We start from the raw sequence: 5,636 nt of genomic DNA, 5'->3' as shown, positions 1-5,636 counted from the left end.
TCACGCAGGACGCCATACCGTGGCTGATCGAGAGCCATCTCGCCTTCATCGCCATTTCGATCGCCGAAATCTGGTCGTCGACCGCGATCTTCGCCATCCTGATCCTGGCCGGCCTGCTCGCCATGCCCAAGGAGCCGATCGAGGCGGCGCGCTACGACAAGAAGGCGGCCGACCTCGCCTGGGGGCGCACGATCGCTTTCCTCAAGGAGAAGCTGGCGTAGAGCTTTTCATCGCGGTAACGCCGCGCCGCTCGGATTTGCCTTAGGGAAAGCGCTACGCGCTTTCCCGTGCTCCAGCTTTTGGAGTCAGGCACCTGAGGACGCCCAGACGGTTTCGAAGGCCGGCGACAGCGTGAAGCCGGACGGCAGCACCGAAACGGGCGGCGGACGGCGCACGCCTTCCTGCAGATAGCGTAACGCGGAGGTCAGCCCGTTCATCGTGTAAGGTTTGGCAATCACGCCGATCGCGCCTGCGAAATGATCGGGAATACGTTTCGGGTTGGCGGTCATGAACACCACCATGGCGTTCTTCTTCTGGCCGATATATTCGGCCACTTCGACGCCGGTCGGCCCGTCGGTCAGATGAATGTCGACAAAGGCGATGTCGGCGGCCGTTGTATCCACCATGGTCCTTGCTTCGGTCAGGGAGGTCGCCCAGCCAACAACGCTGTGGCCGGCGTCCTCGACAAGGCCTTCCAGTTCCATTGCCAGCAGCGCTTCGTCTTCGACGATCAGGACCTTGAGCGGTTCAATCATGACACATTCCCTTTTTGCTGCGGTTCGTTCGGCATCGAGATGATAACTTTGGTGCCGGGGCCGGCGTCGCGCCATTCGATGTCGGCGCGCAGCTGACGGGCCAGCGACTTGATCAGCCGCATGCCGAAAGACGCGTCGCCGCTGGCATCAGCCATGCCGACCCCATCATCGGACACCTCGATGTTGAAGTGGCCGTCAGGCTGGCTCATCTTGATGCCGATGCGTCCCGCCCTCGTGCCGTCCGGCTTTTCCTTGAAAGCATGTTTTAGCGCGTTGGTGACAAGCTCATTGACCATCAGGGCGACGGGCGTTGCCTTTTCAGCCGAAATGACGATGGGTTCGAGGTCGAGGGTCGACTTGATCTCCGAACGTCCCGAAGCCGTCAGCAGGTCGGATACGAGATCCCTGGCGAAATCCGAGACGTCGAACCGGCTAACGTCCTTCGACTGGTAGAGCCGGCGGTGGACGGTGCTCAGCGCCTCGATGCGCGCCAGCATGGTAGACAGCGACTGCTTGGTCGATTCGTCCTTCATGGTCCGGCTCTGCATGATGATCAGTGAGGAGATCATCTGCAGGTTGTTCTTCACCCGATGGTCGACCTCGTGGAGAAGGGTTGTCTGCGCCTCGAGTGCGGCTTCAAGCTCGCTGGTGCGTTCCTGTACTGCCTTCTCGAAGCGGTCCTTGTCCGCTTTTACGCGATGCTCCGAGCTCTTGCGGTCCGAGACGTCCAGTTGCGAGGCGAAAAAGAACTGCAATTCGCCTTTGTCGTTGGAAACCGGACTGATGTAGAGCGCATTCCAGAAGCTGGAACCGTCCTTGCGGTAGTTCAGAAGATCGACGGCGATGTCGGCTCGATCTTCGATCGCGGCGCGCACCTTGTCGACGGCGGCCTTGTCGGTCTTGGGTCCTTGCAGGAAACGGCAGTTCTTACCCATGACCTCGTCGCGCTCATAGCCGGTCAGGCGCAGGAACGCGTCATTTGCAAAGACGATCGGATTGTCCTGTTGCCGGGGATCGGTGATGATCATCGACATGCGTGTGGCGCGAATGGCGGCGGCGAACGGATCGCCCTTGCCGTGTTCTGCATGCAGATCGTCTGTCATGCGCCAGGCGTCAGCCGGTTCCCTGGTCCGTTTCCAGTCCATTTCTTTCTAACTCCAAGCCGTTTCGTGGGGACCAACGGCTCAGGAGTGGAAATAGTTCAATCTTGAGCCGTTTTATCGCGGTCTGGCGAATCGCGGAACTCAAGAGTTGTTGATTTAAGTCTTTGATAATAAACTGTTTTATTCAGCTTATCTGACGCCTGCGGGTTTATGCAAGGCAACGCCAGCGACGACCAAAATGATGCCGAAGCAGTCAATGAGGCTCGGAATCTGGCGCAAGACGATGACGCCGATCAGCGTCGCGGTAACCGGCAGCAGCGACAGCATCAGCGCAAAGCTGGCGCGCGGCAGCCGCGACATGGCGAGCTGGTCGCAGATGTAGGGAATGACCGACGAGCAGATGCCGACGCCGATGGCGGCGAGCAACAGCAATGGTGAGAAAAGAGCGGGCAACGCGTCGGTGAGGCCGATCGGCAGCACGACGATGAAGGCAATGGCCATCGCCGCGCCGAGGCCCGCGATGCCGTCGCCTGCGCCCGCGCGGGCGACGCGGTGGCCGAGCACGATGTAGCCGACGAACAGCGCGCCGTTGAGGAAGGCCCAGAACAGGCCAAGCGGATCGCTCGACCATTTGACGTCGATGAGCAGCAATGTGCCGGTGACGGCAATGGCAAGCGCTGCGAGATTGCGCGGGCTTCTGAGGCCGATCAGCGCGATGCCGATGGTGCCGACGAATTCGATTGCCGCCACCAGCGAGATCGGCAGGCGGTCGAGCGCGAGGTAGAACGAACAGTTCATCACCGCCAGGCAGGCGCCGAAGGCCAGCAACAGCAGCCGCGTCGAGCGATCGGCGCGGGCGAAGGTTCGCCATGGACGGGTCAGTGGCGCGAAGACCAGGGCTGCGGTGGCTATCCGCAGCCACGCCATGCCGAGCACGCCGACATGCGGGAACAGCAGCACGGCGAATGCCGGCCCGAGATAATGGAAGACGGCGCTGACGCCGAACCAGACATGCGGCGGCAGTCTCGTCGCCAGCCCGCCGAGGGTGGGGCCAGCACGGGCAGCGCTTGCCGCGAGAGCTTGCGTTTGATCATCCATCGGATCAGTATCGCAGGCAGTTTTGTCAATTTATATGGGTGATGATTGCCCCTTCTGACTAGCTTTCGCCTGGAAGCAAGGAGATTTCCTTGAAACGCCTTCGAACTGAAAGCGCCGACCTCGATGCGGCGGATATGAAGATCCTGCTGCTGCTCGAAAAGGACGCTCGCGTCAGCACGGCGGAGCTTGCACGCTCGGTCGGCCTGTCGGCGCCGAGTGTCGCCGAGCGCATCAAGCGACTGCAGGAGAGCGGCGTCATCGAGGCCTATTCGGTCAGGATCAACCCTGCCGCACTTGGCCTGCCGCTATCGGCATGGCTGCGCATCCGTCCCGTGCCGGGGCAACTGGCTGTGGTGGCCGAGATCATCCGCGAGCTGCCGGAGATCGCGCAATGCGACCGGGTGACCGGTGAGGACTGTTTCATCGCGCTGGCGCATGTCGGCTCCGTGGCCGAGCTCGAACGGGTGATCGACCGCATCATTCCCTACGCGATGACCAACACGGCGATCATCCAGTCGTCGCCGGTGGTGGCGCGCTCGCCGCTGGGAGCGGTGAAACGCCAGTCTTGAGGGCGAGGATGTCGGTTTGAAGATTTATGCGTGGCCRCGCTTCATGCGCGCCTGCTTCAGGATGGCGCGCCAGCGGATCATGTCGAACGGGATCGGCTCGTTGTTGTTGGCGATGTGGAAAATCTCGTTGTTGACGTTCTTGAGCGAGCGCCAGAAATCATAGTCCGTGATGCGCGGATCGGCTACCAGCCTGTCCACTTCGACCTTGATGTCGGTTTTCATGCACGTCCCTCGAACCGGCTTCGCCCGCCGCCCGTATCGCAACCCATGCGGACCGTTCTCGACCGCTCCGCTGAGTCGTTCAATGGCTCAATTGGCTTGTTCCCGTTAAAACCTCGGTAAGGTTAACGTGGGCGTCGAGTCGCTTCAAGCGGTCTTGCGACGAATCCCGATCGAACGGCCGGCGCGCTCCGGCATCGGCAGCGCCGAATGGGCGGCGCGCATGGCTTCGACCTTGGCAAGCACATCGGCGGGAAAGGGTGCCACCTTCGGCCCGGACATGTCGACATGCAGTGAAAGCGATTCCGATGTGGCGGCCAGCCAGCCGTCGACGTGGCGGATTTCCTGGTAGACCCGAAGCCGCTTGTCGTCATGGTCGATCAGCTGGAAGGTGACGGTGACCTTGTGCTCGAGATGCAGCTCCTGCACGTAGCAGACATGGACTTCCGCCGTGTAAATGGTGAGGCGGCGGTCCCTGGCGTAATTCGGCCCCATGCCCATCGCCTCGAAGGCGTCGTCCGAGCAGCGGTCGAACAGCACGTTGTAATAGGCCATGTTGAGATGGCCGTTGTAGTCGATCCAGTCCTTCTCGATGTCCATCGGTTGGGAGACGAAGGGGGCGGGAATAGGCATCGAAACTTCCTTGTTCTGGTGCTGGACAGACTGTTGCCGGTGAGACTAGATCGGTTCATCGTTTCACGGAAACGCCGAACTGCTCTATCTCCTTGTTTGACGCAAATCCGATGGAAAGCCGCTCCACGCCTTTCCTGGGATTGCCGAGCGCATCATCCATAGATGCACAACAAGGGTGCGCGCTGGTCCATTCGCGGAGGAATTCATGGCTCTGAGCGACCTCAATCCGGTCGAACGCAACGAGGAAGGCATCGCGGCGGTGCTCGGCATCCTCAAGCAGCGGCTCGGCGAGCGCTTCCAGACCGGGCAGGCCATCCGCTCCCAGCACGCCCACACCACCACCTATATTCCGACGCAGGCGCCGGATGGCGTCGCCTTCCCGGAGACGACGGCCGAGGTGCAGGAGATCGTGCGCGCCTGCGCCGCGTATAGGGTGCCGGTGATCGCCTTCGGCGTCGGCTCATCGCTGGAAGGCCACACCAATGCGCCGGGCGGCGGCATCTCTGTCGACACGTCGCGGATGAACCGTATCCTGGCGGTCAATCCGCAGGATCTCGACTGCACGGTCGAACCCGGCGTCACCCGCGAGGATTTGAACCGGCATTTGCGCGACACCGGCCTGTTCTTTCCGATCGACCCGGGCGCCAACGCCTCGCTCGGCGGCATGGCGGCGACGAGGGCGTCCGGCACCAATGCGGTGCGCTACGGCACGATGCGCGAGAACGTGCTGTCGCTGACCGCGGTCATGGCCGACGGCGAGACGGTGACGACCGGCAAGCGTGCGAAAAAGAGCTCGGCCGGCTATGATTTGACGCGATTGCTGGTTGGATCGGAAGGCACGCTTGGCATCATCACATCGCTGACACTGAAGCTGCAAGGCATTCCGCAAGCGATCTCCGGCGGCGTTTGTCCCTTCCCGAGTGTCGAGGCGGCCTGCAACGCGGTCATCGCGACGATCCAGATGGGCATTCCGGTGGCGCGCATCGAACTGGTCAATGCACTGCAGATGCGGGCGATGAAGAACTATTCGAAGCTCGATTATCCCGAGAGCCCGTGCCTTTTCGTCGAATTCCACGGCAGTGACGCCGGCGTTGCCGAGCAGGCGGAGACCTTCGGCATGATCGCCGAGGAGAATGGCGGCGGACCGTTTCTGTGGACCAGTGTCGTCGAGGAGCGGACGAAATTGTGGAAGGCGAGGCACGACGCCTACTGGTCGTCGCTGACGCTGCGGCCGGGCGCGAAGGGACTGTCGACCGATG

The 5,636-nt window shown here is 61.8% G+C and carries 7 protein-coding genes and 1 pseudogene; 3 read left to right on the top strand and 5 right to left on the bottom strand.

All coding sequences use genetic code 11. From position 1 onward, the window contains the following. A pseudogene (locus ACXJ7R_RS23690) lies at nt 1-221 on the top strand (hypothetical protein); the annotation flags it as partial. An 84-nt stretch (nt 222-305) separates the two neighbouring features. Here the strand turns inward: ACXJ7R_RS23690 and ACXJ7R_RS23685 are convergent. The 3 genes from ACXJ7R_RS23685 to ACXJ7R_RS23675 all read right to left on the bottom strand — a co-directional run bounded on the left by ACXJ7R_RS23685 (nt 306) and on the right by ACXJ7R_RS23675 (nt 2,956). Further along, nucleotides 306-755 carry a response regulator gene (locus ACXJ7R_RS23685; RefSeq protein WP_095087049.1) on the bottom strand — a complete coding sequence of 150 codons (450 nt, stop codon included), beginning with the start codon at nt 753-755 and terminating at the stop codon, nt 306-308. Further along, complete coding sequence (locus tag ACXJ7R_RS23680; protein ID WP_095087053.1) at nt 752-1,900, bottom strand: histidine kinase dimerization/phosphoacceptor domain -containing protein; 1,149 nt, start codon at nt 1,898-1,900, stop codon at nt 752-754. Before ACXJ7R_RS23680 ends, ACXJ7R_RS23685 begins: the two co-directional genes overlap by 4 nt. A 147-nt stretch (nt 1,901-2,047) precedes the next feature. Next, entirely contained in the window at nt 2,048-2,956 is a 909-nt protein-coding gene (locus tag ACXJ7R_RS23675) for an EamA family transporter (protein ID WP_457153961.1), read from the bottom strand. An 89-nt stretch (nt 2,957-3,045) separates the two neighbouring features. Here ACXJ7R_RS23675 and ACXJ7R_RS23670 point away from each other — a divergent pair, with 89 nt between their 5' ends. Next, nucleotides 3,046-3,525 carry an Lrp/AsnC family transcriptional regulator gene (locus ACXJ7R_RS23670; protein ID WP_457153960.1) on the top strand — a complete coding sequence of 160 codons (480 nt, stop codon included), beginning with the start codon at nt 3,046-3,048 and terminating at the stop codon, nt 3,523-3,525. A 24-nt stretch (nt 3,526-3,549) separates the two neighbouring features. On the opposite strand, the gene ACXJ7R_RS23665 is transcribed toward ACXJ7R_RS23670, so the two are convergent. Then, nucleotides 3,550-3,747: a hypothetical protein gene (locus ACXJ7R_RS23665; protein ID WP_095087062.1), complete on the bottom strand. Its 198-nt coding sequence runs from the start codon at nt 3,745-3,747 to the stop codon at nt 3,550-3,552. A gap of 144 nt (nt 3,748-3,891) precedes the next feature. Beyond that, entirely contained in the window at nt 3,892-4,377 is a 486-nt protein-coding gene (locus ACXJ7R_RS23660) for a thioesterase family protein (protein ID WP_095087065.1), read from the bottom strand. Nucleotides 4,378-4,582: 205 nt separating this feature from the next. Here ACXJ7R_RS23660 and ACXJ7R_RS23655 point away from each other — a divergent pair. After that, nucleotides 4,583-5,636, top strand: a 1,054-nt coding sequence (locus ACXJ7R_RS23655; RefSeq protein ID WP_457153959.1) for an FAD-binding oxidoreductase, incomplete at its 3' end; no start/stop codon positions are given.

It is taken from the genome of Mesorhizobium sp. P5_C1 (assembly GCF_054049815.1).
The sequence above is the reverse complement of the archived record's forward strand: the minus strand, read 5'-3'. Positions and strand labels throughout refer to the sequence as shown.